Source organism: Rhizobium ecuadorense, from assembly GCF_001187535.1.
Lineage (GTDB): Bacteria > Pseudomonadota > Alphaproteobacteria > Rhizobiales > Rhizobiaceae > Rhizobium > Rhizobium ecuadorense.
This window is the reverse complement of sequence record NZ_LFIO01000302.1, coordinates 23,219-48,479: the sequence shown is the minus strand read 5'-3', so window position 1 is coordinate 48,479 and position 25,261 is coordinate 23,219. Positions and strand designations below refer to the sequence as shown.

Sequence of the window (25,261 nt, the reverse complement as noted above, 5' to 3'; positions counted from 1 at the left end):
TCGGCGGGTTTTTGCGTTTCTGGACCGTGGTCGGGATAGAACTCAGCGCGCGCAGTTGGATCGACACCCATGGAAGTCCTGTCGTTCATTCGCTAACGCAAGAACTTATGGACGCCGTAGTAGGCACGATGAAAAAATAGGAATGCATATGAATCTCGATCATATCGGTAGCCTTGAGTTAGTCGTGCGCGAATTGCTAGATGGATGGCGTGAGCGCCTAGAAAATTCTGGACGAAATTTTATTGTCGCAGTGGGTCATAGTTCGAACGAGCACTTCCCTCTGAGGATATTCCTATGTGTCACAAAGGTCAGTGGTATCCAAGAATTCTCAGTGACTGTGGACGTAGCCGCGAAACCAAATGGCCTATTGGTCAGTTCAGATGCGGGATTTGATGACGGGAAAACAATAGCTGATGGTCCTAGCGCGATGATCGGGGTGGGAACGGAAGGCTTGAGTCAGATCAAGACCTGGGCCGGAGCTTTCAGTCAATTTCTGAATGACAACGAGCTTAAGTTTATTACAGTGATAGCTAATATGATCTAGGCTCAAAAGAGCCATTCTGGACGCGGTTTACTCATTTCAATAACTCATTTTTTCTGGCGTAATTGTCGCGTGCGAGGATGAACTCCCGGCTCCAGACATCAATGGCATGATATCCGCGATCCAGCATCTCCTGGACGGAAGTGTCGGAGTCTATCTTATCTACTCGAACCCACCGATTGCGAGGATATTCCGGTCCAAAGGCATTGAGAAGTTGCGTCATGATGGTCGCGTAGTGGCGCAGTTCCATTGCCTGCAACGCATCCCGAACAATAGGCGCCAAAGCACCGGATGAGTTCTCGAAGAACTGAGGAAGGCCACCATTGGCGACTTCCCCGTCGAAAATAACCGTAGCGTAAAGATAGACATAAGGCAGCCCCAACCGCTCGACCGTCCCCGGAATAAGCTCGTCTTCAATCGAAATCCCGCGCTCTGCCTGCTCAATCCCTTGTTTAAGGAGCCAGTCATCGAGCGAGCCAAGATCATTGTATGGCGCTGTCATCATGACTCCCAACTATCCAACCCACCTACGTGAGGTTGTTGATACGATCAAATCGCGAAGCCTGCAAACGGCTATAGTTACTGTGCCCATCAAAGAGCGATTACTGTAAAGGTGAGTGCGGCACACCGCTTACGACCTTTTCCTTTCGGGGACGATAAGACCGAACGTCTACGCCGACGATCTTTTGCTGAGCTGAGTTGAGATGCTCAGGAACGCATTGCCTTTGGAAGCCGACGGACCCTGAATCATGAACGTCAGGCGACACGGTCGACAAGCAGCGGCGCTCGCGCCGCCAGTCCGATCCCGGTTGCGATGAGCGACACCCGCATCCGCTCACCGAGGTATTCGTCGAAACTTGCGCCGAAGATGATTTCGGCATTCCCATCGACTTCTTCGCGGATGCGGCCGGCGGCCTCATCGACTTCGAACAGGGTGAGATCTCGACCGGCAGAGATCGAGACGAGAACCCCTTTTGCATCCCCGAGTATCGCGCCAAACAGCGGATTTTCCAGGGCTGCTTTCGCGGCCGCGGTCGCTCTGCCGGGGCCCGCAGCTTCGCCGGTCCCCATCACCGCCATGCCCATGTCCCGCATGATCGCTTTCACATCGGCGAAATCGAGATTGACCACTCCTTCCTTCAGGATCAAATCGACAATCGAACTGACGCCTGCATAAAGCACGGCGTCAGCCGAAGCAAAGGCCGCGGCAAGCGTGGTATGCGGGGCCGAGAGGCGAAAGAGGCCCTGGTTTGGGACAACGATGACGGTATCGGCGACTTCGAGGAGCTGTTCGATGCCTTCTTTCGCCTGGCGCATGCGGTGTGAGCCTTCGAACACGAAGGGCTCCGAGACAACGGCGACGGTGAGAATGCCGGCCTGCCGTGCGGCGCGGGCAATAACCGGCGCGGCCCCGGTCCCCGTGCCACCGCCCATGCCAGCGGCGATAAAGCACATATGATAACCGGCGAGATGCTCCATGATCTCGTGGATCGACTCTTCCGCAGCGGCACGACCGACTGCCGGGAGCGAGCCGGCGCCCAGACCCTCGGTAACCTTCAGGCCAAGTTGCACGACCTGCGGCGCCTTGGACTTGACGAGCGCCTGAGCGTCGGTGTTTGCAACCAGAAAATCGACACCGGATAATGCCTGCATGATCATGTTGTCGACTGCGTTTCCGCCGGCGCCGCCGACACCGATCACGGCAATCTTCGGCTTCCAGCCTGCCGGTTTCTCTAGGGGGTGAATCATTATAATCCGTCCTATCCTCGTTCGAAATTGCTTGTGGAGGCCTATGCCGCTTTTGCAGGCCAGCGCTTGAACAGCGCACTCGCATTCACGCCGCCGAACCCGAAGCCATTGGTGATCGCGTAATCCGTGAACAGCGGCCGGGCCGCCTTGGCGACGATGTCGATTCCGTCGCTGGCAGGGTCTGGTGCATCCAGATTCAGCGTTGGCGGCGCAATCTGATCGCGCAGAGCCATGATCGCAAAGATTGCTTCCAGCCCACCGGCAGCGCCGAGCAGGTGACCGGTCGCTGATTTCGTGCCGCTCACCGCCAGACCGGATGCCTTCCCGAACACCGACTTGATGGCCTCGATTTCCCCACGGTCTCCAACCGGCGTGGAGGTCGCGTGAGCATTCACGTGCTGGATTTCCTGAGGAGAAATACCGGCCTGTTGGATCGCAATTTGCATGGCTCTCGCGGCACCCGATCCATCCTCAGGACCGGACGTGATGTGGTGGGCGTCGGCTGTCGTGCCGTAGCCGACCAATTCGGCCAAAGGCTCGGCACCGCGCGCAAGGGCATGGCTGAGGGATTCGATGACCAGCACGCCCGCACCTTCGCCCATGACGAACCCGTCGCGGAGTATATCGAAGGGTCGCGATGCCAGTTCAGGCGTGTCGTTGAACCCCGTAGACAAGGAGCGCGCGGCAGCAAAGCCGCCAAGGCTCACGATATTCATACAGGCTTCCGTCCCGCCGCAGATGGCGATATCGGCTTCGTTCGCGCGAATGAGCCTGGCGGCGTCACCAATCGCCTGAACGCCTGCCGCGCACGCTGTCACGGGTGCTCCAAGGGGACCCTTTAACCCATGTCGTATCGATACCTGACCTGCTGCCAGATTGACCAGAAACGACGGGATGGTGAAGGGCGACAAACGTCGTGGCCCCTTATGGTCGACAGTCCGCACAGCGTCAGTGATGGCGGGAAAGCCGCCGATCCCGGAAGCAATGATCGTCGCCGTTCGAAGGCGGTCCTCTTCCGAAATGGGCTTCCAACGCGCCTGGGCAAGTGCTTCGTCAGCCGCCGCGAGCGCGAAAAGAATAAAGCGATCGATCTTTCGCTGATCCTTCGATGGCAGCACAAGATCAGGATCGAACCCTGCTTCTGCGTCCTCGGCGATGGAGGGGACCACACCACCGATCTTGGCGGGGAGACCACCGACAACCTCGTCCGATAGACGGCGAATCCCGGATTTTCCGGCTTTGAGCCGTGTCCAGGAGCTTGAGACATTGGCACCGAGGGGGCTGAGCGCACCCATGCCTGTGACGACGATACGACGCATGATAACTCCGAGAAATTGTGTGTTGCCGGACTGGAACGGTGGCGTCCTAGTCTTCGTCGAGGGGGGCGAGGCGCTCTACCTCATTGGCCGCCGCTTGAAGCAGACGGTCCGACATATCCGCGTCCGTCATGATCCTTGACAGCGTGACCGCGCCGACCATCAGGGACAGCACCACCATCGCCTTTTCATTGGCGTCGGGCTCGCCTTTTTCCGGCATCAGTTCCTCCAGCACCTGCAGATGAGCCTCGATCCCGTCTTGGAAGGGTGTCCGGACTTCCGCCCTTTGGCGAGCCGCGTCAGAGCCAAGTGCGACGAGCGGGCATCCGTCCCCCGTTTCTCCGTGATGGTCGGCCGACAAGTAGAGACCGACGACCGCGCGCAACGGACCGGAGCTCGAGGCTGCGACGGACGACCACCGGCGCGTTGCACTCTCCATCGCCCGACGGGATGCGAGCGCCGCGAGATCGTCTTTGGATTCGAACTGCTTATAGAAGCCGCCCTGGGTAAGGCCGGCTCCCTTCATCAGGTCTTTGAGACTGATCCCGTCAAAACCATGTTCGCGAAAGAGCCGGCTTGCCGCAGTGATCACTGCGTCTCGATTTGCTTCGGCCTGGGCTCGAGTGACTCGCATTTGCTGCTCCTTTTAGATTTCATTTGACATCTATATACGTTTTAGATTTAAGTTGCAATCTATTCCGATGAATCGACCGTCAAGAAGGGTCATCACATGAAAACGAAGTTTCTCCTCTCCTCTGCGGTCGTGATCGCCGGCGCCGCCACCGCCGCGTTTGTCTTTTGGCCGACCGAGAAAGTCGCGGCAGCGGCCGATCCTCGGACCGCAATCCCCTTTGTGAGTGTCGTAGAGGCAACGACGCCGGATACCGTCGCTAGAAGCTTTACCGGGACGATCGCGCCCCGCGTCCAGAGCGATCTTGGCTTTCGTGTCCCCGGCAAGATCGTCGAAAGGCTGGTGAACCTCGGTGACGAGGTGAAAGCCGGACAGCCCTTGATGAAGATCGACGAAACAGATCTGCGCCTCGCGCTGACCGCGAAACGCAATGCCGTTGCGGCGGCACAGGCAACATTCGTTCAGGCACAAGCCGACGAAAAGCGTTTCGCCGCTCTGGTGAAAAACCTGGCGGCATCCACGCAGCAGTATGAAAAGGCGAAAGCGGCCCTTGATACTGCCACCGCGCAACTTGCGGCGGCAAAAGCCGAGGCGAATGTCGCTGACAACGAGGCGACATATACGGTGCTGCTGGCAGACGCCGACGGAACAATTGTCGAAACGCTGGGCGAACCCGGACAGGTGGTCGCAGCCGGCCAGACGGTCATTCGGCTTGCCCAGGCCGGAGCGCGGGAGGCTCTGGTGTGGATGCCCGAAAATCTCAGGCCGGAGATCGGCGCGACCGCACAAGCCACCGTTTATGGCCGCGACGCAGAAGACAACGCGGTGCTTCGCCAGATTTCGGCTTCAGCAGAAACGCGAACCCGCACCTACGAAACGCGTTGGGTCCTGCAAGGAGGTGCGGCGACAGCGCATCTGGGCGCAACGGTAACGATCAAGATACCCAATAAGGATGCGCAAACCCATGCCGAGGTGCCGATCGGCGCGCTTCTGGACGACGGCAACCGTTCGGGCATCTGGGTCGTCGATAAATCCTCTACCGTTCACTTCCGGGAACTGACGGTCGAACGGCTCGGCGAGGAAGATGCGATCGTTTCTGGCTTGAAGCCGGGCGAAGTCGTCGTTGCACTTGGCGCGCATCTCCTGACCGACGGCGCGACCATTCGGACGGGTGCAGAAAAAGCAGAGGCGGCCAAGTGATGAGCTTCAATCTTTCCGCGCTGGCCGTTCGTGAGCGGGCCGTCACCCTCTTTTTCATCATCCTTCTAGCCGCAGCAGGCGTCTACGCCTTCATGAGTCTCGGGCGCGCAGAGGATCCGTCCTTCACCATCAAGACGATGACCGTTACGAGTGTCTGGCCGGGCGCAACAGCGCGCGAGATGCAGGATCTCGTCGCGGAACCGCTGGAAAAGCGTCTTCAGGAACTGACCTGGTATGATCGGGTGGAGACAACCACCCGTCCTGGCTACGCTTACCTGACGGTTACCCTCAAGGACAGCACGCCGGCCAGCGCGGTCGAGGAAGAATTCTATCAGGCACGCAAGAAACTGGGCGACGAGGCGAGGAGCCTGCCGCCTGGTGTCTTCGGACCTTTCGTCAATGATGAGTATTCTGACGTCAGCTTCGCCCTTTACGCGCTGAAAGCCAAGGGCATGCCGATGCGCGACCTGGTTCGTCAGGCGGAAACGATCCGGCAGGACCTTTTGCATGTGCCGGGCGTGAAGAAGATCAACATTCTCGGCGAACGGCCCGAGCAGATCTTTGTCGAATTCTCCTTCGCCAAGCTCGCTACGCTTGGTGTGTCGGCGCAGGACATCGCGTCGGCCCTCCAAAACCAGAACACCGTGACGCCCGCCGGCTCCATCGATACACGCGGTCCGCAGGTCTTTATCCGGTTTGATGGCGCCTACAACAGCATACAGGCGATCGCGGATACACCGATCGTGGCCGGTGGCCGGACTCTGAAACTCTCCGATATAGCGGATATCCGTCGCGGCTACGAAGATCCCGCGACCTACATCATTCGACACGAGGGCGAGCCGGCGATCATGCTGGCTGCCGTTATGCAATCGGGCTGGAATGGTCTCGAACTCGGCAAGGCGCTTGAGGAAAGATCTGCGACGATCAGCCAATCACTGCCTCTCGGTATGACTCTGGCGAAGGTCAGCGACCAAGCCGTGAACATTCAGGAAGCCGTCGGCGAATTCATGATGAAGTTCGCGATGGCGCTCGGTGTCGTGCTGTTCGTCAGTCTGATCGCTCTGGGCTGGCGCGTCGGTATCGTCGTGGCACTCGCCGTTCCACTGACGCTTGCCGTGGTCTTCCTGATCATGCTGGAAACCGGACGCTTCTTCGATCGCATTACGCTTGGCGCCCTGATTCTGGCGCTCGGACTTCTGGTAGATGATGCGATCATCGCTATTGAGGTCATGGTCGTAAAGATGGAAGAGGGCATGGACCGCATCAAGGCGGCCGCCTATGCCTGGAGCCATACCGCAGCGCCCATGCTGTCAGGCACGCTTGTCACCATTATCGGCCTGATGCCGGTCGGTTTTGCGAAATCGACGGCGGGTGAGTATGCCGGCAACATTTTCTGGGTCGTGGGCTTCGCTCTTATCGTATCCTGGATCATCGCCGTGGTGTTCACACCCTATCTCGGCGTCAAGATGCTTCCCGACATCAAGCCTGTCACGGGCGGACATGGCGCCATCTATGGCACGCCGAATTACCAACGTCTTCGTGCAGTCATCAAGTTCGCCGTTCGCCATAAGTTCATGACCTGCGCTGTCGTGGTCGTGGTCATGGCTGTGTCCGTCGTGGGAATGGGAAGCGTTAAGCAGCAATTCTTCCCGACGTCGGATCGTCCCGAGGTGCTGGTCGAGGTTCGGCTGCCCGAAGGCACGAGTATCGAAACGACCACCGCTACGGTCGAAAAGCTCGAGCGCTGGCTGCAGAAGCAGCCCGAGTCGAAGATCGTAACCAGCTATATCGGCCAGGGCGCGCCACGATTCTTCTTTGCAATGGCGCCTGAACTGCCGGATCCGGCCTTCGCCAAGATCGTAGCGCTCACCCCCGATGCAGAAGGTCGTGAAGCGCTGAAGCATCGCCTGCGTGCCGCCATCGCCGATGGCCTTGCGCCGGAAGCCTCCGTTCGCGTCACGCAGCTCGTGTTCGGACCTTACACACCTTTCCCCGTCGAGTTTCGCATTATGGGGCCCGATCCCGAGAAGCTCTATCAGATCTCGGAACAGGCACTCGCGATCATGAAAACCGTCCCGGACGTTCGCCAGTCCAACCGCGATTGGGGCAACCGCACGCCCATCGTCCGCTTCATTCCTGACCAGGAGAGGCTTAATCTCATCGGCCTGTCGCCAGCCGAAGCCGCCCAACAGTTGCAGCTTCTGCTGACGGGCGTTCCTATAACCCAGGTCCGTGAAAACATCCGCAACGTCCCGGTTGTTGCGCGCAGCGGTGGCGACAATCGTCTTGATCCCTCAAAGCTCTCGGACTTCTCGCTGATCAGCAGGGACGGAAGGGCAATTCCGCTCGATCAGATCGGTCACTCGGAGGTTAGCTTCGAAGAGCCGATCATGAAGCGCCGTGACCGCACGCCGGTCATCACCGTCCGGTCTGACATCAGCGAGGCAACGCAACCACCGGAAGTGTCGAAGGCCGTCATGCAGGCCCTGCAGCCATTGATCACCTCGCTGCCCGTCGGTTATCGGATCGAAATGGGCGGCAATATCGAGGAATCGCTCAAGGCAAACGTCGCGCTCGCCAAAATCTTCCCCTTGATGATCGCAGCGACACTGATCGTGATCGTTCTTCAGGTTCGCAGCCTGTCGACCATGACCATGGTCATATTGACGGCGCCGCTTGGCCTTGCCGGTGCAGTGCCGGCCTTGCTCCTCTTCAATCAACCTTTCGGTTTCAACGCCATTCTAGGTCTGATTGGACTTGCCGGTATCCTGATGCGCAACACCCTCATCCTGACCGAGCAGATCAAGGAAAACCAGGCGGCTGGCCTCGATGACTATCACGCCGTCATCGAAGCGACCGTGCAGCGAACCCGTCCGGTGATCCTGACGGCGCTTGCAGCGGTACTCGCGTTCATTCCGCTGACCCATTCGGTGTTCTGGGGATCGATGGCCTACACGCTGATCGGCGGCACGGCTGTCGGCACCGCGATGATCCTGCTGTTCCTTCCTGCTCTCTATGCGGCATGGTTCCGGATCAAGCCCACAGAGGAAACCGAGATGCACCAAGACCATGGAACGATCCAGTCGGGGGCTAGTCAGACGGAACCGAAGATGCATCTCGCGGCGGAGTGATGCGATGACCTACTCCGAAGCGTCGCTGACGCTTCGGAGTAGTCGAAGGGTAACCATCAGGTCCCGCCTCCAGCCCAATGGCGGCGGGATCCAGCCGTCAACCACCCACGCGAATCGAAGAATAGGAGCGACATGACCCCGATCGTATCAATTTTCAGAAACCCTCCCGATGGCGGCCGGGGTTTTCACCGGGATATGCGCGTGCGATGGGCGCTTGAGGAAGTTGGGCAGCCCTATGAGATGCGATTGCTGACTTTTTCCGAAATGCGCCGTCCTGAATACCGCGAGCTTCATCCTTTTGGGCAGGTGCCGACCTATGAGGACGGGGATCTCGTGCTTTTTGAGTCAGGTGCGATCGTCCATCACATCGCGCACAAATTTCCTGGCCTGCTCCCGCTCGATCCAAACGCCAGGTCTCGTGCGATTATGTGGATGTTTGCGGCGTTGAACACAATCGAGCCTTGCATCTCATCCGATGGCGCCGGCTATCTGCCTGTTCGGCTTAGGGAACTTTCCTCCAAGCTTGGCAACGCTGATTGGTTGGAAGGGGAATTCAGTGCCGCGGACCTATTGATGGTGTCAGTGCTGCGAGCGCTACGCGGCACTGAATTCCTCGAAAACAATCCAAATCTTAAGAATTACGTCGCACGCGGTGAAGGGCGGCCGGCATTTCGACGGGCGCTGACAACGTCTGCACCTGTGATTCGATCAGCATGACTGCCCGAACGATGCACGCAAAAATCGTTTCATGGTCGTGGGCATGTCGAGCACTTGAAGGAGATCCGGATGTCATTTGAAACCAGCAGAATTTTCGTGATTGGTGCCACGGGAGCACAAGGAATGTCGGTGGTAAAGGGTCTGGTCGCTGACGGCAAATATGACGTTCTGGCACTCACCCGAGACGGTACATCGGAGCGCGCGAGACAACTGGAGGATATGGGCAATGTCTCCTTGATAGAGGGTTCATTCGCTGACGAAGAGATTTTCCGCAAAGGCTTCCGTGCTTGCAATGGAGCTTTTGTCAATATCGACGGGTTCAACACGGGCGAGAAAACAGAAACCTATCTCGCGATGAGGACCTATGAAATCGCGATCGAGGAGGGGATCAGGTTCTTCGTTTTCGGCAACCTCGACTATGTGCTGAAAAAGGCAGGATATGATTCGCGTTTCCGAACCGGCCACTATGACGGCAAAGGGCGCGTCGCAGAATGGATTCTGTCGCAAAACAAAGCCAATGCCGACAGGATGGGCGCCGCGATATTTACGACCGGGCCGTATATGGAGATGGCGTTCTCGCCCTTTACGCCGATGACGCCCAGAATTGAGGAGGGCGTTGTTACCTGGAGAGTGCCGCTTGGACGTGGAGCCGTTGTCCATGTCTCGCTGGAAGATTGCGCATATTATGTCCGTTGGCTTTTCGACAACACCGAACGGTCTGTCGGAATGGACCTTGAGGTTGCCATCGAACATGTGCGTTACGACGAACTCGCTGCGACGTTCGAGCGTGTGACGGGACATCCCGCACGTTACATAGATACCGACGTGCATCAGTATTTCGGCGGATCCCTCAAGAACGCGGCAGATCGGCCGGCCGGCTACAATGCGGATCCCGCCGATAGGAGCACGATGAGTTTTAGGGACAACTTCACGGGCTTCTGGAACATGTGGAGACATGACATCATCAAACGCGATTACCAGCTTCTTGATGACATCCATCCCAACAGATTGAGGTCGGCCGAGCAGTGGATACGGCGCCATGAGGAACTTGCCCGCTTAAACGGTTCACCTTCGCTCTGGGACAAGCTGCAGCCCGAGGCGTTGCAAAACAGCTTTTCGGTTCTGAAAAGCAGCGAAGATAGGCAAAGGGGAAATGTTGGCGGCCTCTGACACCTTGGTGATGCCAAGCGATGGCCTGAGGTCACGCCGAGGCGAAGACGCTGAAATCAGGAGCCTTATTCTCGATCATGCCGAAGCCTATATCCGCCGCATCGGCCACAAGAAAACCAACGTCGCCGATATAGCAGATAACCTGGACATGAGCCGGGCGAACATCTATCGCTTTTTCCCAACGAGAGCGGCTATAGACCATGGCGTTTTTGCCAGGCTAACCGACGACACGCTGTCGGCGATCACTCATATCGCCGGCGGTCCCGACACCGCTCCGGCAAGGCTGGTTACGATCCTGCAAGTCCTTCATCGTCGGGTTCGCGAAGATTTTATCCATGCGCCGAATATCCACGCGCTCTACGTCGCAGCTTATTTGGACAACTGGGCAGTAACGCGCCTCTATCTTCAACGATTGATCGCAATTCTCGCAAAAATCCTCCGCGAGATGAATGCATCATCTAAACTGGGCGTTGCTGGTTCAGTGGAAACCGCACAAGCTGTTGTCGATGCAATGAATCCGTTTCTGCATCCTCTTCTGGTTGAACTGCGCCTAAAAAACCAGAATGATGTCGACATGGAACTGAGAGGCCAGATCGCATTCGTCCTGAGCGCCCTCGGCGTTCGAGTGGCATGGTCCGCAAAAATACGAAAATGAGTGGGAAGGGAGATGATGGAGATCGCTTTAAAAATAGCCGACGGCTCACGGCAAGGAGTTTGTCGTGCTTGCGAAACCGTGGGTCCATAAATATGCGTACGCCTCAGACACCCTCCAAATTCGACTAATTTGCAAGTCTGCGACTCTCAGGCCCCGCAACCAACTTTCCCAATATCCAATACGCAAAAATCGCGTTCTCGCCTGCCGCACCGAGCTGCGGAAACTACGCTTCCCTGGTCTGGCGAACGGGCGGAGATACTGATCCGCCGCATTGGCACAGAGTGCAAATCCGGGGCTGTCAGGGGTTTCGCTGAAACGGCAGACATGCTCTTTGCGGGGGGAGGCGGGCTGAGCCCGACGCCGGGTGAATAACGGCGGCATTGCCGTTGCGATCTGTGCGTGGCATCTTCCCGGCGGGGATGACACGCCTCGTCCCGAGGTCGTTGGATGGGTTTTTCCGTTTTATGCTGTGTAAGTCTATCTTCCCAACGGAGGCTTGAATGAGTGTTGGCCTGATCGCCCTTCTTGATGATATCGCCGCCTTGGCCAAGGTGGCTGCAGCCTCGCTTGACGATATTGCCGGCCAGGCAGCCAAGGCAGGCGCGAAAGCGGCAGGCGTCGTCATCGATGATGCGGCAGTCACACCCCGCTACGTCACCGGATTTTCGGCAGCACGCGAAGTGCCGATCATCGGCAAGATCGCAGTCGGTTCGCTGAAGAACAAGCTTCTGATCCTGCTTCCCGCGGCGCTTATCCTCAGCCTCGTCGCGCCGCAGGCGATCACACCGCTGCTTATGATCGGCGGACTTTTTCTCTGCTACGAGGGCGTGGAAAAAATCTACGCACTGGTGCTGCCGCATGCGGCTCACGCCCATGAATCGGCACTCGAGACGACAAGCCTCGATGCGCAATCCCTCGAAGACGAAAAGGTCGCCGGTGCGATCAAGACCGATTTCATCCTGTCGGCCGAAATCATGGCGATTACGCTCGCCGCGGTGCCATCAGGCAGCTTATTCACGCAGGCCTTCATCCTTGCCGTCGTTGGACTGGGTATAACGGCCATGGTCTATGGCGGCGTGGCGCTGATCGTGAAGGCCGATGATCTGGGCCTGATGATGGCGCGGGTGCAGACGGCGTCTCCGATGGGGGCATTCCTGCGCGTGGTCGGACGTGGACTGGTCACAGGCATGCCTTATTTTCTGAAAGCGCTCGGTATTGTCGGAACGGCTGCGATGATCTGGGTCGGCGGCGGCATCATCGTGCACGGCCTCGAAGCCTATGGCGTGGGTGGCCTTGCGCATCTCATCCATGATGCCGGGGAGGTCGCCTCCCAAGCCATTCCCGTTCTGGCGTCCGTGTTGCGATGGGCCGTCGAGGCCACCGGAGCGGGCATCGTCGGTATTGTCGCCGGCTTGATCACGATTCCGGTCGCAGGCTACGTTATCTCCCCGATGTGGCGCTACTTCAAATCAGTCCTGCCGCGTCGCCGGCGGAAAGAGGCACTGGCGGACGGGAAAAAATGAAACTCTCGGATTCTCGCCCGCGAATGAGCTGCCCGCTCATCGGTCCGAGCCGCAGTTTCTGTCAGGAGCGACCGACATCCGGGACCATAAGTCCCGCCTTGCGCAGCCCTTCAACGCGGCGGTTAAAGTCCTCGGGGTTTCGGAAGGGGAGGACGCGGCGGCGGCGTTCGATGGAGCCAGGATGCGATCCTCGTCCGCACCGGCGAGACGGCTGTAGCCGACCACATCCGCGACCAGGATCGCCGCCAGTTTTCGCGTCACGCTCGTAGCCTCAGTTCCTCATCGGACCAAAATAGCACAGCGTGACCGGCAACGTAGCCATCGCCTTCATGAGAAGGGGTCGCGCCTGGGCTTGAAGATCGTCGGTGAAGCGGACGCGACCGCGGCTATTCTCCGTCTTTCAGGGAGAAGGCAAAGACGTAGTCGCCGACATCCTTCGAATATGGTGCGCCGCCAACCGATATCACGACATATTGCTTGCCGGTTATGGGTGAGACGTAGGTCATCGGCGTTGCACTCGCGCCGACCGGAAGGGGATATTTCCAGAGCTCATCACCGTTCTCGGCGTCGTAAGCGCGGATGTAATAATCCTGAAAGCCGGCGAAGAAGACGACACCGCCGGCAGTCGCCGACGTACCGGCATAACTCGGCAGGCCCATCGGCATCGGCAGATTGCTTTTGATCTTAAACGGCCCGAGCTGTTCGGCGGTCCCGGCCGGGACCTGCCATGCGATCTTGCGGGTGTTCAGATCCACGGCTGTGATGGTGCCGAAGGGCGGTTGCGTGCAGGGAACGCGGAGCCTCGATGTCCACATTTCGGTGGCCATGCCGAAAGGTGTGCCGCGCTGCGGGGCGGAGGGGCCGTGTGCAGTCGTGGTGAGGGCAAAATCGACATATTCCCCGCGGGGAATGAGGGCGAAGAGGCTGGGCACACGGATATCGTTCAGGAAGACCCGGTTGTTGGGCAGATCGACCGAAACGCTCCCCCAATTGAGGCCTCCAAGGTTTCCCGGCTGCTGAATCGCATATTGCGGACCGATCGGGGTGAAATCGCCGTCGTAGCGCATCTTTCGAAAGGCGATGCGGCATGCCAGCTGATCGAAGATCGTCAGGCCCCAGGCCGTCTGCTCCGTCACCCGTTCCGCACCGATGGTCGGCATGCCGACGGAATAGGGCTGGGTCGGAGACAATTTCTCCTCGGGTGCGCCACCTTGCTGCGGTACCGGCTTCTCCTGAACCTCGGCAAGCGGTGCACCGGTCTGACGGTTGAGCAGGAAAAGCTGCCCGCGTTTGGTGGTCTGCAGCAGTGCAGGGATGGTGGCGCCATTGCCGTCGGGAAGGTCGATCAGAACCGGCTGGGCCGGCAGGTCATAGTCCCAGATATCGTGATGCACGGTCTGGAACTTCCATTTCTCCCGTCCCGTCGTGACATCAAGCGCCACCAACGTGGCATTGTATTGATCGGCGAAGGCCGGACGATTAACGCCGTAATAATCCGGGGTGGTATTGCCGAGCGGTGCATAGATGAGGCCGAGCTTGTCGTCGAATGCGGCCGTCGTCCACATGTTGGGCGTGGCCCGCGTATAGGTCTGGCCCTCCGGCGGGAGTTTGGTGATCTCTAGGTTGCCAAGATCCCATGCCCATTCGAGCTCGCCGGTAACGACATTGAAGGCGCGGATGACGCCCGAGGGTTCGCCCATCTCCTGATTGTCTATGACCCAGCCTCCGATGACGATCAGATTGCGGGCAATCAGTGGCGCCGACGTCTGAAAATAGTAACCCGACTTGACTTCACCCATGCCCTGGGAAAGCTGCACCGTGCCATTGTCTCCGAAGCCCCTGCAGGGCGCGCCGGTCTTGCTGTCGATCTCCAGGAGACGGGCATCGATTGTCGTCTGCACCAGACGCTCATTGCAAAGACCGTCGGCGGATTGGGCCTCCTGTGGCATCTTGTAGTAGCCGAGGCCGCGGCAGCGTTGCCAGTAAGGCGCGGCCGCCTTGGGATCGAAGGTCCAGCGGGGTTTGCCCGTATCTGCATCAAGCGCTGCGATCACATTGGTCGGCGTGCAGGTGTAGACCGTATCGCCGATCTGCAGAGGCGTGTTCTGATCGGCGCCATCGCTTTTGCCGGTGCGATATGTCCAGGCAAGGTCGAGCTTGGCAACATTGCCGCGGTTGATCTGATCGAACGGGGAGTAGCGGTCTCCGGCCGTGCTGCGGCCATAGGACGTCCAGTCGGAGGGTGAGTTGTCACCCTTGGCGGTCTTATAGGCGGGGATGCCGGCGGAGGGGCGGATCAACCCGTGCGGCGTGAACGCAAGGCTAAAACCGACAGCGAAGAGGATGACCGCAATCAAGGTGCCGCCATAGAAGAGTTTGCGGTTGGCGGTTGGCGAAAGTGACGGCGCAAAGAAAAGTGCAAAGCCAGCCAGTGCGATGGGCGACATCAGACGCGCAAAGAGCGCCCAGAAATTGAAACCCGACTCCCATAGTGCCCAGGGAAGGGTGAAAACGGCCACAAGCAGGACGATGAGGGCGCCTGACGTCTGCCGGCGCCACAGCAGAAGCGCGGCAGACAGATAGGCAAGCCCGACCATCGCGTAATAGGGCGAGCCGCCGAAGCCGAGCAGCAATGCGCCGCCTCCCATCAGACCCAATCCGATGAAGGCGAGCACAATAAAAAACAGGGTGGCCAGAAATTTCATAGTTTCCTCATCCAATCCGCCGCCCGATCGTCTGGTCCAACGCCGACCGTCGCATGGCGCCTCGGGAAGCGCAGGGCCATTGGGTTGACGGTCAGCGGTCTCGTCTTCGGGAGAGGGCGCTCTCTCGTTCAATTTTTTCCTGATGTACCTCTGGTCACTGACACGCGGCCCCGACCTGGCAATGATGCCGCCGCCGCTCTGCGGCAACAGCTTACCATTCCAATTCGTGTCAATACTTCTGAAAGGGCCACAGATGTTTCTCGGCGAAAAGCTTGATCTAGCAAAAGGGCGACCGACAGGATTCGATTATATGCGATTGCTGTTAGCCTTTTCAGTGCTTTGGATACATACGGCCCGCGTCACGTACGGCGATGATCTGTTTCTCTGGGAGTCACCTTTCCGTCCAGTCATCAAATCAGTGCTGCCCATGTTCTTCGTTCTGAGCGGATTCCTGGTGGCCGGCAGTCTTGAACGGTCGAAGACATTGATCTCCTTTCTCGGGAACCGATTTATCCGGATCTACCCTGCCCTTGCGGTGGAGGTATTGCTGGCTGCCTTTATACTCGGAGCGATCTATACAGAGTATGACCTCAGTGACTATTTCACCGATCCTCAATTCTTTACCTATTTGCTGAATGTCACGGGCCACATCCACTTCAATCTGCCCGGCGTATTCCTGGATAATCCCGACGCCGCGATGGTGAATGGGCAGCTCTGGACGGTGCCCTTCGAGCTTGAGTGCTATGCCGCGATCGCCGCGCTGTTTCTGCTCGGCGTGGTCAGGCGGCGGGTGATCGCCCTTGTCGCAACGCCGGCTTTGATCATCAGCTTCGGTATGGCAAGGTATTGGAAACATGAGAGCGATTGGGCAATAATGCCGACCACCGCGTCGGGCAACCTGCTCATCTGTGCGTTTCTCGTAGGGGTGACCTTCTATCTCTATAGGGACAAGGTTCTGTGGGATGTGAGAATATTCCTTGCCTCGGTGGCAACCATATTATGGGCCTACTGGTTTAGTTCCTTTGGAGATTTCATTGCCATTCCGGCAATCGGATATGTCACCGTCTTTCTCGGCCTGACCTCGCCCCGCAAGCTCGGCATTCTCAGCGGGGCCGACTATTCCTACGGCGTCTTCCTCTATGGCTATCCCATTCAACAGGCGTTCGTGGCGCTCGGGCCTTGGGCGCATAACTGGTGGTTGAATGGTATTGTCTGCAGCATCGTTGCCACCTGCTTTGCCGCCTTCTCGTGGAGATTCATCGAAAAGCCGGCGTTGAAATTGAGGAAACAGGTCACCTGGCTTGAAAACCTCAGTCTCAAGCGTGGTGCAAAACGGCAATTGGCCGCCGCAGTCGCCAAATAGGCTTATCGATACCGGTCCCGACGCCGGCGATCCCATCGTGCCTTACCCCGACGGACATCAGCAGGGCTTGCCAGTCACCAGCGAGTTCTGATTCGTTGAGCCGTGGTCGATTGCCGGGGAAAAATATCCGCCTGTCGCGAAGGCTGGGCGTGGACCAGCCTTGCGTCATCGACGTCGTCGCCATCTCGTGCTGGGATGATAAGTGCCATTGGATCATCGCGCTGCATAGGCGCCCTGATGACCTGTATTAAATCTTCCGGCGTGCGCCAAGCATCTCTTTGTTTTGGATGATAGAGCGACTCTGTCGGATGAATAGCCGAATATTCTGCGGTCGGGTTGTTCGGCTTACTGAGGGGATCTTAGCAATATTTTAACGGTAGTCGATAAAATACTTTGATCGGACTTCGTTTCGACTTTGGGTTTTTGTCATGTCATTGAGGGCAGGCGACGGCTTGAAGGAGGTGTGGAGAGAGGAGCAGACTAATGCTGAAGAGCGCGTTTATCGTGGTTGCCGTCTCCATCGCCGCCGGAGCGACCATCCGCGCCTCGGCCTTTGCAATCTTTGCTTTTCTGCTGGTCGTCGCCTGGGGGGCCGTGATCCTGCTGAAAGGTTCTTCCTTTTCGGAAGCGATCGTCTACTGCCTCGAAGCGCTTGTGCTGATGGAAGTAAGTTATCTGGCGGGTCTATTTGCCTATTCTTTGTGGGGGCATATCCAAAGGCGCCGGAGAAAGAACTTGCTCACAGAGCGCTCACCTATGACCGGCAAGCGTCCCCACGGATAATGCCGTGGGGAGGAGGCAGGATGCGGCCTCTGCGAACTGTTGGGGAAACGGAGCGACCCTACGCGTCCATTTTGGGCAATAAGGCATGCCGGGAAAGCAGGGCTGCCAAAGTCTTTGCCATGATTACGAAATCCAACGCGAGTGTCCATTTGCGCAGATACTCCACGTCGCGGGAAACGCTGTTCTGATAACCGACGCGTTCGCCGATCTGCCAATGGCCGGTCAGGCCAGGACGGACCGCGATATAGGCAGCGGCATGTTCGCCGTAACGCGGCAGCTCTTCTTTGGTAGTAGCGCGAGGCCCGACGAGGCTCATTTGCCCGAGCAGCACGTTGATCAATAGCGGAAGCTTGTCGAGGTTCGATCGCGTCAGCATGTCGCCGACGACAGTCACATGCAGGCCGGCTGTAGCGTCGGCTCCCGTCGTCCGAAACTTCAGGCAACCGAACTCTTTTCCCCTATATCCGATCCGCCGGTCGGAATTGAAAACGGCGCCCCGATCGCTTAGCGCTATGATGACTGCTACCGACAGAAGGATCGGCGACAGAAGAAATAGGAGAGACGTCGCAATGGCGATGTCCAATGCACGCTTCAGAATTCTGCTGATCTTATGGGATTTTGACGTATTGAATGGACCCCCTTGCTGTTGCACCCCGGCGCAATCCTGCCAAGGTTCTGTTTGGTTGATGCCATGATTTTTTCCCGCCATCCGCGTCTCCGTTGGGCGAATCCCAGAAATAACCGCCAAATCTTGTTTTAATATAAGTTTGATGTCTGTGACCAAGGTCATATTGGTGAATAAATTATTTATTCTCTAAAGTTTTTCTTACGGTTATTTAAGGTATTATTCGAAATGTAAAGCACATATGAAAAATGTTACTAATATTAACGTGGTGATCAGAGGCTGTTCTTCTGTTGTGTAAATTTATGCTGTAATTAGACAATTGTCATAAATCGTATAAAAATCCAATTGCAGCTTTCCTCCGCTGCATTCTGTAGAATTCGATATGGGTTTTGTTATATATAAATATGAGCAGTCGTCATAATTTATGTATAATTTCAGAAGGTGATTTTTATATTATTACTATTTGACTTTCTAATTTAACGGATTACGAATGTTGTTGACAGTAATAAATAAATTAGTCTGCGTGGAGCTGCGTGTATGGACGGGGCGATTGGTATCAGAGATAACAAGACTGGAGGCGGCGCGGCTCGAATAGGCGAAGCGGTTACTTGCGAGCCAGTCGGTATTGTATACGGCGGCCGGGGAGATTTGGATCACGAGTTTCCGTTTTACCGTTCGAGTGTTCGAAAGTTTCGCCGCGGTGAGGTGATTGCCGGCGCCGGTGATGCCGTCGACATGTTCGCCCGCGTCCAGCGCGGAATGGTGAGTGCAAGCACGCCGCTTGCAGATGGACGAGAGTTCATTGTGGAAATCATTCCGAAAGGCGGCTTGATCGGCGAATTGGAGGTGCTGCGCAAGCAGTCCCTCAGCCTGGAATATCGGGCCTCATCGGACTGCGAACTGCACTACTTCGATGGTCGGTTGCTGCGGGACCTGTGTGCAAACGATCCGCAATTTCAGGTGAAGATCTTGTCGAAGGCGCTGGCGCGTGTTTCCGAACTCGAACTGCGGATCATTTCCAACGCCGGATCGAGCCTAAGGCAGAGATTGGCCCGGATGCTGCTGCGCCTTTCTGCCTTGTACAAAGTGGATGCGCAACATAGCGGCGATGAACTGATCATCTCCCAACATGACCTAGCGGCGACGCTGCCGGCGTCGCGCGAAAAGGTCAACCAGTGCCTGCGGCGCTTGCGTGAGAGCAAAGTGGTCGATGGCACGCAGGGCAAAATCCGTATTCTCAATCGGAAGGCGCTGGAAGCTTATGCCGAGGGTATGGAGTCGCTTGCTTGAGGGGCGCCTCGACTAAAGAAAGCGGCAGCGAAAGTCTCAATAAAACCCGCCGCCGGCGGGTTTTATGTTTGACGGCGGTGGGAGCGGCTGGCGGACGCTAAAGCATGTCGCGCAAAACTGTGCAGCGGTTTTCCCAGGCAAAGCGCGAAACGCTTTTGCCGCAACGACATGCGAGAAAATAAAGAGCTAAAGCGCATTGAGCGAATCTGAAAGATCGCGACGCGCTTTAGACTTCGCTTTCCGACGCATTCCTCCAGTATTTCCAGCCTTCACCCTGGATGAGCCCGTGATCGGAGAGATCCTTCCAGCTTCTGTAGGTGCCGGTGTCGTCGTAGACGAAGTCATCCATATCCCTGCTCGAGGAATATACGGCATATTCTTCCGTATGTTGGGACCGGTGCGCCGCATCGGCAACCTTGTGCACGAAGCTCGACAGGAACTTGAAATGCAGAAGCGCGCCGGATACGCCGAGCGCCCCGCGCATGTCGCCCAAATTCAGCGAGAGCGGCCAGACCTGATGCGATGATTTGAGAAAAAGACGTTCACCCTCGATATAGACCAGAGGTATCTTGTTGAGCGCCGGGCCGTCCCAGAGCCGGTCGTGGAAATAGACCCGCCCGCGAACGCCGCCCTTGATCCATATCGTCCCGTTGCGTTCGTCGAAATGCGCGACGTAGCCGGATCGGTCGAAGAGATTGCAGACCTCGAGCGGATTGCGACCGGGTTCGCATATGTTTTCGAGAACGGGATGCGGGCTGTACATGTCGATCATCACCGAGCGCAGCGAACGACCGCCGGTGGAACCGATATAGGCGGTCAGCTGATCGATCGGCCGTGTGTCGCAATGCGGATAGACCAGGAACTCGTCGGCGTCGACATAGAGAACCCATTTCTCCTGGCAGTGCCGGTTGATGACTTCGTTGATCCAATCATTCCCGAATCTCGCCGCCTTGTAGGATCCGTGGGCAGAGAGAAGGGAGACATCGTCGAAGCCGGACAGCAATTCGGCCGTGCCATCGGTGGAGCCGTTGTCGATGCAGATGAAGTGCTCGAAGCCGAGATCGCGATAATACTGCAGGAAGAATGCCAGCCGGTGGCCCTCGTCGCGGATGACGCAGATGACGACATGACGCGCCTGCTTGAGCCCGCTGCGCAGCAGGTCGTAGCGAACCTGCCGGGCCTTGAGCGAGCGGCGCAGGCGGGCTTTTGTGTAATGCGAGATACTGGCGGCGGAAGCCTTATAACTCATAGTCTGTCCTGAACATTCGTTGCGCTTCCGCGTGCAAATAAAAGGTCGACTGCCATGCCGAGATCAGTCACGCCGATATTCACCCCCAGGCTCACCACGCGTCACACGGCGTAATCGCCAACCAGCAGGCTCTGGACCCGCGGACTGGATCCATCCTTCTCGATTGCGTGTTCGATGCGCGCCCGCATCGACCGGTATTTATAGAGGAGCTTACGATCGAAGCTTATTCCGCGATACAGCGAGTGGTAAATTGGATGTGCTTTGCGCAGATCGACATAGACTTGGCTTTCCCTATCGGTCCAGGGAAAGAAGGTGCCGTGCCACGGCTTCGGATGCGCCATATAATGGACGATCGACAGGGAGGACATGTTGACGAGATGAAGGAACTGTTTGGGGAAGTTCCAGCGGTTCGATACGAGGATGAGTGATGAACCGCAGACATAGTTTAATGCGCCCTGATCATGCTTGCCCTCGCAGGCCTCGGGATTTCTAGCAAAAAGCTCAAGCGCCTCCTGTCCGATCCAGCCGTTGCGGTGGAATTTCAAGACCCCCGCGTTGAAATAGTGGCTGCTCTTTCCGGTGTCGAGGAAGTCATGGATCGCCGTGTAGTCGCGCGCCGCGAAAAACCTGCCCTCGGGTACAAAGGCATTTTCGAGCCTGCCGAGATCGCTGACGATCTGCGTGTCCCCATCGAGGTAGATGATCTGGGTATAGTTGGCAGGCAGGATCTCGCAAAGGACGAGCTTGGCCATGGTGCTGACGCTGATGCGTCCCTGGAAATGTGATCCGTCGAGCTTGCCGAGCGAATCCTGCAGCGCTTCGGTCGCATCAATCAAGTCGACCCCGCTCGCTGCGAGCAGGGCTTTCAACTCTTCGAAATTATCGAGATGTTCCGACATCAGGACACAGACATCGGTCGCAGGGCTTGCGAATTTCCGAGCCTGAAGCGCCGAAAGAATAGTCGGAAATGAATATTCGACATCCGTGACGTAGACGACGCACTGATTGTTCATGTCCTCACCCTTCCGATCGCCCGCAACAGGCATGAATCGCTGTCGCCTTCCAAGTCGAGGGAACTGTTGTTGATTGAGCCGAAGGGCCTGTCGTATGAAGGCCCAGTCCGGTATATATTGCCGAGATGCAGTCTCGGCCGTTGGCTTATCGGCGTCCGGCTGCCGGCGGTTTTCGTGTGTTTCATTGTTGAGATATTCACCATGAAGAATGCCCTGCCTGCGATGAGGCTGCGTTTCGATGTCTTCTTCCCTGGCACAACGGTGGGAGCCGGGGCGCAGACAGAAGAGGTATTTGGATGCTGATCACCGCGCTGATCGCCGCCGTGATTTCGATAGCTGCCGGTGCTTGCATCCGCGCCTGGGCTTTCGCAGTCTTTGCATTCCTTGTGGCCATCGGCTCGGGCGGCGTGGTTTTCGTGGACGGGTCCTCCGCGGTTGCGGCGATCGGATCCGGTATCGCTATCCTCGTGCTGATGGAGATCGGCTATCTGACGGGCGTCTTCCTGTCGGGTCTCCTGCGGCGCAATGCCAGGCTGCGGGAGAGCAATTCTGCAGGCAATGTCTCTGCCGCCAGCGAGCGCCAGCAAGGCTGACATTGAGACTGCGCCAGGCTGCCATCCACGACGAAAGTCCTGAGCGGGCGTCATCGTGTTGAAAACATCGGCGCTCTCATACGAGATGCCGATGCCTCCAGGCGCTGGTTCGCAGGCGATGAGACTGCCCGATGCCGCGGGACATAAGGTCCGGCCAGGCAGCCCGCGGCCAGCCCCGCCGAGGTGCTGAACAGCAAGCCAAGATCCGTGCCGCTGCCTGATATCGCCGCGGAGCCGATCTGTGCAATGGATGCCATCACGGCGGCGATTCCGATCGCATGGGTCTCGCGGTCGCCAAATTTATACCGGCCGGCTGCCCTCGCCAGGCTGTAGACGAAGACGGCGAACAGGGCGGTGCCGGTCAATCCGACATTGGACAGCAATGCGGCGATGAAACTGGAGGCGCGAACCGTGCCCAGTCCGGCGCCGAACGTGGCGGTATCGACGAATGCGATCAGTGCCAGCGTGTTCCAAGCGGTGCGCTCTTCGCCGGATTGCGATTGGAGCTTGTCCGATACGGTGGTGGTCAGGAGGCCGGCGATGGAATTCCATGCATCGGGGACGAGGCTGAGCGCGGTGATGGCGCAGGGGATGAAGAACAGCGTGATCACAAGGAAAGTCACGTGCGGGGTCGTGGCGGGACCGCCGATCAGTCGTTTCAGGGAGAACAGCACGAACATACAGACAATAAAGGCGCCCGCGACATAAGCGGTTGTCGAGGTGCAGAGCACGATGGTGGGGCCGATCAGAAGCGTTGCCAACCCAGCCATACGGCCTTGGACTCGCTCCAGCCAAAGCATGAGCGTGAAGGCGAAATAAGCCAGTGCGACGGCGCCGTACATGCTCGCTTCGGGAAAGGGGCCGACGATGCGCTTGAAGCCGTGGATGGTCTCGGCCGTATGCATCGTATAATTCGCATTTCTGATGAGATCGAGCACATGGGCCTGACCGATCTGGAAGGTTGCGAGGTCGATCAGCGCGAAGGCAAAACACGCCATCGATGCCACGATCAGCTGCTGGGCGATGAAGCGGCCATAGCCGAGCCGGGCAAGTCCGGCGACGACGGCGAAGCAGGCAAGGTCGCCGAGCAGGTAGACGGACTGGCTGAGATTGGACGAACCCGGGGCCAATGGAGCCGCTACCGTCGACATCATCCCAGAGGGATCTCTGGCGGAGGAGTAAACGAGGGTCGCGCCGGCAAAGATACGGGGCAGGAAGAAGGACGAGACCACGGAAAACAGGATGTAGCAGGCAAACCAGAAGCCAGGCCCCGGATAGGCGATGCTGGCGAGCATCGCCTGCGTCTGAACCGGGCGCAGCAGGGCCGTCATGACGAGAAAGAGCACCAGAAGATGGCTCGGCTGGATGCTGCTGCCGCCGAGCGCCGGCAGTTGCAGAGCCGCTGCGGCTCCCAGCAGCGTCGAAAGGCAAAGGACGGTGACGGCAAAGCGCGCGCCGTTGAGCATGCTGAGCACGCCAAGCAGCAACACCATGAAACCGATCGGCTCGATCGACATGCTTCAGATCCCAAGCCGGAGGGCGAGCGGCGGAAGCATCGCTTTTGCCGAAGAGCGGCATCCACCTTCCGGTGGGATGGGCAAGGCCTTGATGATCACAATCGTCTCCTAATTCGATCCCGCCTGGGAGACCCAGCCGGGAGCCGGGCGATTGTCCCCGGCCACATCGGAGGACGGAACCGTCGAACTCTGTGTCTGCGGTGCGGCCTGCGGCGGCGAAGCTGGCGTCTGAAGGTTCGTGTCCAAACCGACCTCGACGAGATCGTGCGGCAGCAATGCGGTCTGCTCGTCCGCCACGATGCTGCGGGAGGTCCCGTCGTCGTTGCGGCGCACGATCCTGTAATTCTTCTGCGCCCTGCCGAGACCCGGCGCGTCCGTGTTGATCTGGGCGAGTTGGGCATCGTAGCCGGCCTGTTCGCCCAGAAGCTGGGCCACCTGGATGTCGATCGCCGCCCTGCCGATCGCGAGATTGACCTGGTTCAGCAGCTCCTGGTTTTCGCTGTTCTGCCGGTTGACGATGTTGATCTTGGAACGGTCGGCTTCGCTGAGGCCCTGGCGTGCCGTGGTCAGGGCGACTTCGAGATCGATCAGGGTGCCTTGCGCATCGGCCACCCAGCGGTCGACCGAGACCTGGCGCGAATTGCTGACCAGGCCCTTGCTCACCAGGCTGTTGACATTGTCCAGTTCCTTCTGGGCAAGTTCGATCTGCCGTTTTTGTGAACTGATCTTGGCCTCCAGCGACTCGGCCTGCTGGCCATAGAGGCGGGTGAGGTCGTTCGCCGCTTCGATCTGGCTGGCGATGTCGACGCGCCGCAGCCGCATCAGGTTCAGCTCCTGGTCCTTCAGCTTGTCCACGTCGGGTGTTCCCAGGAGTTCGGCGGGGATTTCGAAACTCTGCTCGCCGGCGATCTCGGCACGCAGCCGCGCCTGCCGCATCAACAGATCGCGCCGGTTGAGGGCGGCCGTTCGGTAGGCGCCGGCAGCCTGGATCCGGTCGCGCTCGAAATAGGTATTGTCTTCGCGTTCCCTGAGGAAGCCGCCGGCGATGCTGACGGCCTTCATCACCGTCATGTTGGGTTCAAAAGCATAGCGGCCGGGAGTCTGCACGGTTCCGGTGACGAAAATCGGTGCATGCTCGGCAATCTCCAGGGCGATATACGGCTTGCCCGGAAGTGCGGACTTTTCGGCCAGCGCGGCGGCAATGGCATCGGCAAGCTGCTCGGTCGTCTTTCCATTCGCCTGCAGGTGGCCAGCGATCGGGATCGACAGATTGCCGGCATCATCAATGGTATAAACGCCGTCGAGAGCCTCCCAGCTGGCATAGCGCGAATCCGACGACCGCCATTCGACGACGCGCAGCCTGACCTTGTCTTCCGGCACGAGAGTGAATGTTTGCGCGTGGGCGACGCTCCAGCCGGTCAGGCAGCAGAATGCCAGCAAGGCGAGTGCCGCGGAGACGAGGCGATCGAACAAGGATGTAGGCTGCATTG

21 protein-coding genes are annotated in these 25,261 nt (G+C 58.1%); 11 read left to right on the top strand and 10 right to left on the bottom strand.

Annotation, left to right across the window (positions count from 1 at the left end; all coding sequences use genetic code 11):
* Positions 1–148 precede the first annotated feature (148 nt).
* Positions 149–544, top strand: coding sequence for a hypothetical protein (locus tag AF337_RS06855; protein WP_152970940.1), 396 nt, complete (start codon positions 149–151; stop codon positions 542–544).
* A gap of 31 nt (positions 545–575) precedes the next feature.
* On the opposite strand, the gene AF337_RS06850 is transcribed toward AF337_RS06855, so the two are convergent.
* The 4 genes from AF337_RS06850 to AF337_RS06835 all read right to left on the bottom strand — a co-directional run bounded on the left by AF337_RS06850 (position 576) and on the right by AF337_RS06835 (position 4,240).
* Complete coding sequence (locus tag AF337_RS06850; RefSeq protein WP_049731533.1) at positions 576–1,046, bottom strand: DMP19 family protein; 471 nt, start codon at positions 1,044–1,046, stop codon at positions 576–578.
* 251 nt (positions 1,047–1,297) lie between these two features.
* Positions 1,298–2,290: a cell division protein FtsZ gene (gene ftsZ / locus AF337_RS06845; protein ID WP_116429621.1), complete on the bottom strand. Its 993-nt coding sequence runs from the start codon at positions 2,288–2,290 to the stop codon at positions 1,298–1,300.
* 41 nt (positions 2,291–2,331) lie between these two features.
* Entirely contained in the window at positions 2,332–3,609 is a 1,278-nt protein-coding gene (gene fabF / locus AF337_RS06840; protein WP_049731532.1) for a beta-ketoacyl-ACP synthase II, read from the bottom strand.
* Positions 3,610–3,655: 46 nt separating this feature from the next.
* The gene (locus AF337_RS06835) at positions 3,656–4,240 is read right to left on the bottom strand and encodes a TetR/AcrR family transcriptional regulator (protein ID WP_049731531.1); all 585 of its coding nucleotides are present in this window, start codon (positions 4,238–4,240) and stop codon (positions 3,656–3,658) included.
* A gap of 96 nt (positions 4,241–4,336) precedes the next feature.
* Between AF337_RS06835 and AF337_RS06830 the strand changes: the two genes are divergently transcribed.
* The 6 genes from AF337_RS06830 (at position 4,337) to AF337_RS06805 (ending at position 12,633) form a co-directional block, all read left to right on the top strand.
* A complete protein-coding gene (locus AF337_RS06830; RefSeq protein ID WP_049731530.1) occupies positions 4,337–5,437 on the top strand; it encodes an efflux RND transporter periplasmic adaptor subunit in 1,101 nt (366 codons plus the stop codon).
* Positions 5,437–8,568 (top strand): efflux RND transporter permease subunit, encoded by a 3,132-nt coding sequence (locus tag AF337_RS06825; RefSeq protein WP_049731529.1) that lies wholly within the window; start codon positions 5,437–5,439, stop codon positions 8,566–8,568. Before AF337_RS06830 ends, AF337_RS06825 begins: the two co-directional genes overlap by 1 nt.
* A 132-nt stretch (positions 8,569–8,700) precedes the next feature.
* Positions 8,701–9,285 carry a glutathione S-transferase family protein gene (locus tag AF337_RS06820; protein ID WP_049731528.1) on the top strand — a complete coding sequence of 195 codons (585 nt, stop codon included), beginning with the start codon at positions 8,701–8,703 and terminating at the stop codon, positions 9,283–9,285.
* Between the two features lie 69 nt (positions 9,286–9,354).
* On the top strand, positions 9,355–10,455 hold the full coding sequence (locus AF337_RS06815) for an NmrA family NAD(P)-binding protein (protein ID WP_049731527.1): 1,101 nt from the start codon (positions 9,355–9,357) through the stop codon (positions 10,453–10,455).
* A complete protein-coding gene (locus tag AF337_RS06810; protein ID WP_049731526.1) occupies positions 10,439–11,110 on the top strand; it encodes a TetR family transcriptional regulator in 672 nt (223 codons plus the stop codon). The genes AF337_RS06815 and AF337_RS06810 overlap by 17 nt, the downstream gene beginning before the upstream one ends.
* Positions 11,111–11,610: 500 nt before the next feature.
* Entirely contained in the window at positions 11,611–12,633 is a 1,023-nt protein-coding gene (locus AF337_RS06805; protein ID WP_049731525.1) for a DUF808 domain-containing protein, read from the top strand.
* Between the two features lie 386 nt (positions 12,634–13,019).
* On the opposite strand, the gene AF337_RS06800 is transcribed toward AF337_RS06805, so the two are convergent.
* The gene (locus tag AF337_RS06800; RefSeq protein ID WP_049731524.1) at positions 13,020–15,338 is read right to left on the bottom strand and encodes a membrane-bound PQQ-dependent dehydrogenase, glucose/quinate/shikimate family; all 2,319 of its coding nucleotides are present in this window, start codon (positions 15,336–15,338) and stop codon (positions 13,020–13,022) included.
* Positions 15,339–15,591: 253 nt separating this feature from the next.
* Between AF337_RS06800 and AF337_RS06795 the strand changes: the two genes are divergently transcribed.
* Together AF337_RS06795 and AF337_RS06790 are read left to right on the top strand one after the other, a co-directional pair.
* Positions 15,592–16,701 carry an acyltransferase family protein gene (locus AF337_RS06795; protein ID WP_049731535.1) on the top strand — a complete coding sequence of 370 codons (1,110 nt, stop codon included), beginning with the start codon at positions 15,592–15,594 and terminating at the stop codon, positions 16,699–16,701.
* Between the two features lie 483 nt (positions 16,702–17,184).
* The gene (locus tag AF337_RS06790) at positions 17,185–17,484 is read left to right on the top strand and encodes a hypothetical protein (protein ID WP_049731523.1); all 300 of its coding nucleotides are present in this window, start codon (positions 17,185–17,187) and stop codon (positions 17,482–17,484) included.
* A gap of 58 nt (positions 17,485–17,542) precedes the next feature.
* Here AF337_RS06790 and AF337_RS06785 read toward each other — a convergent pair whose 3' ends face one another.
* Positions 17,543–18,193 carry a sugar transferase gene (locus tag AF337_RS06785; protein ID WP_049731522.1) on the bottom strand — a complete coding sequence of 217 codons (651 nt, stop codon included), beginning with the start codon at positions 18,191–18,193 and terminating at the stop codon, positions 17,543–17,545.
* Between the two features lie 453 nt (positions 18,194–18,646).
* On the opposite strand from AF337_RS06785, the gene AF337_RS06780 reads away from it, so the two are divergent.
* Positions 18,647–19,399 (top strand): Crp/Fnr family transcriptional regulator, encoded by a 753-nt coding sequence (locus AF337_RS06780; RefSeq protein ID WP_049731521.1) that lies wholly within the window; start codon positions 18,647–18,649, stop codon positions 19,397–19,399.
* Between the two features lie 226 nt (positions 19,400–19,625).
* Here AF337_RS06780 and AF337_RS06775 read toward each other — a convergent pair whose 3' ends face one another.
* The gene (locus AF337_RS06775) at positions 19,626–20,648 is read right to left on the bottom strand and encodes a glycosyltransferase family 2 protein (protein ID WP_049731520.1); all 1,023 of its coding nucleotides are present in this window, start codon (positions 20,646–20,648) and stop codon (positions 19,626–19,628) included.
* A 101-nt stretch (positions 20,649–20,749) separates the two neighbouring features.
* Complete coding sequence (locus tag AF337_RS06770) at positions 20,750–21,661, bottom strand: glycosyltransferase family 8 protein (protein ID WP_049731519.1); 912 nt, start codon at positions 21,659–21,661, stop codon at positions 20,750–20,752.
* A 296-nt stretch (positions 21,662–21,957) separates the two neighbouring features.
* On the opposite strand from AF337_RS06770, the gene AF337_RS06760 reads away from it, so the two are divergent.
* Positions 21,958–22,254, top strand: a complete 297-nt coding sequence (locus tag AF337_RS06760; RefSeq protein WP_049731517.1) for a hypothetical protein — start codon at positions 21,958–21,960, stop codon at positions 22,252–22,254.
* 50 nt (positions 22,255–22,304) lie between these two features.
* Here the strand turns inward: AF337_RS06760 and AF337_RS06755 are convergent, their stop codons facing one another.
* Positions 22,305–23,771 carry a hypothetical protein gene (locus AF337_RS06755; RefSeq protein ID WP_049731516.1) on the bottom strand — a complete coding sequence of 489 codons (1,467 nt, stop codon included), beginning with the start codon at positions 23,769–23,771 and terminating at the stop codon, positions 22,305–22,307.
* Between the two features lie 108 nt (positions 23,772–23,879).
* Positions 23,880–25,259, bottom strand: a complete 1,380-nt coding sequence (locus AF337_RS06750; RefSeq protein ID WP_049731515.1) for a polysaccharide biosynthesis/export family protein — start codon at positions 25,257–25,259, stop codon at positions 23,880–23,882.
* Positions 25,260–25,261 lie beyond the last annotated feature (2 nt).

Coding starts and splice junctions, on each gene's coding strand:
- AF337_RS06855 (WP_152970940.1), top strand. CDS start 149: ATGAATCTCGATCATATCGGTAGCCTTGAGTTAGTCGTGCGCGAATTG.
- AF337_RS06850 (WP_049731533.1), bottom strand. CDS start 1,046: ATGATGACAGCGCCATACAATGATCTTGGCTCGCTCGATGACTGGCTC.
- ftsZ (WP_116429621.1), bottom strand. CDS start 2,290: ATGATTCACCCCCTAGAGAAACCGGCAGGCTGGAAGCCGAAGATTGCC.
- fabF (WP_049731532.1), bottom strand. CDS start 3,609: ATGCGTCGTATCGTCGTCACAGGCATGGGTGCGCTCAGCCCCCTCGGT.
- AF337_RS06835 (WP_049731531.1), bottom strand. CDS start 4,240: ATGCGAGTCACTCGAGCCCAGGCCGAAGCAAATCGAGACGCAGTGATC.
- AF337_RS06830 (WP_049731530.1), top strand. CDS start 4,337: ATGAAAACGAAGTTTCTCCTCTCCTCTGCGGTCGTGATCGCCGGCGCC.
- AF337_RS06825 (WP_049731529.1), top strand. CDS start 5,437: ATGAGCTTCAATCTTTCCGCGCTGGCCGTTCGTGAGCGGGCCGTCACC.
- AF337_RS06820 (WP_049731528.1), top strand. CDS start 8,701: ATGACCCCGATCGTATCAATTTTCAGAAACCCTCCCGATGGCGGCCGG.
- AF337_RS06815 (WP_049731527.1), top strand. CDS start 9,355: ATGTCATTTGAAACCAGCAGAATTTTCGTGATTGGTGCCACGGGAGCA.
- AF337_RS06810 (WP_049731526.1), top strand. CDS start 10,439: ATGTTGGCGGCCTCTGACACCTTGGTGATGCCAAGCGATGGCCTGAGG.
- AF337_RS06805 (WP_049731525.1), top strand. CDS start 11,611: ATGAGTGTTGGCCTGATCGCCCTTCTTGATGATATCGCCGCCTTGGCC.
- AF337_RS06800 (WP_049731524.1), bottom strand. CDS start 15,338: ATGAAATTTCTGGCCACCCTGTTTTTTATTGTGCTCGCCTTCATCGGA.
- AF337_RS06795 (WP_049731535.1), top strand. CDS start 15,592: ATGTTTCTCGGCGAAAAGCTTGATCTAGCAAAAGGGCGACCGACAGGA.
- AF337_RS06790 (WP_049731523.1), top strand. CDS start 17,185: ATGCTGAAGAGCGCGTTTATCGTGGTTGCCGTCTCCATCGCCGCCGGA.
- AF337_RS06785 (WP_049731522.1), bottom strand. CDS start 18,193: ATGGCGGGAAAAAATCATGGCATCAACCAAACAGAACCTTGGCAGGAT.
- AF337_RS06780 (WP_049731521.1), top strand. CDS start 18,647: ATGGACGGGGCGATTGGTATCAGAGATAACAAGACTGGAGGCGGCGCG.
- AF337_RS06775 (WP_049731520.1), bottom strand. CDS start 20,648: ATGAGTTATAAGGCTTCCGCCGCCAGTATCTCGCATTACACAAAAGCC.
- AF337_RS06770 (WP_049731519.1), bottom strand. CDS start 21,661: ATGAACAATCAGTGCGTCGTCTACGTCACGGATGTCGAATATTCATTT.
- AF337_RS06760 (WP_049731517.1), top strand. CDS start 21,958: ATGCTGATCACCGCGCTGATCGCCGCCGTGATTTCGATAGCTGCCGGT.
- AF337_RS06755 (WP_049731516.1), bottom strand. CDS start 23,771: ATGTCGATCGAGCCGATCGGTTTCATGGTGTTGCTGCTTGGCGTGCTC.
- AF337_RS06750 (WP_049731515.1), bottom strand. CDS start 25,259: ATGCAGCCTACATCCTTGTTCGATCGCCTCGTCTCCGCGGCACTCGCC.